Genomic DNA, 289 nt, shown 5'->3' with positions numbered 1-289 from the left:
CTTCAATGCCGGTGTCACCACCGCACGTGGCAGGAGCGGCAACCCGCTGCCCAGCACCACCGGCACGATCTGCACGATCAACTCGTCGAGCAGACCGCGATCGAGAAACTGCCCGGCCAGCTCTCCGCCACCAACAATCCACACGTTCTTGCCGTTGGCCGCTGCGCGCATCTGTTGATGCACCAGCGCCACGTCACCTTGCACGAAGCGGACATCGGCACCCTCCACCACCGGCAGCTTGCGCGAAGTGAACACCCACGCGGGCTGCGCATACGGCCAAGGCGCAGCT

1 protein-coding gene is annotated in these 289 nt (G+C 65.4%); it reads right to left on the bottom strand.

The features are described 5' to 3' along the window. Positions 1-289 (bottom strand): dihydrofolate reductase family protein (locus ACVA58_RS27960; RefSeq protein ID WP_446513502.1); only part of this gene is annotated, 289 nt, incomplete at both ends.

The organism is Photobacterium sp. DNB22_13_2 (assembly GCF_052873915.1).
This window is presented reverse-complemented; position numbering and strand designations above follow the sequence as displayed.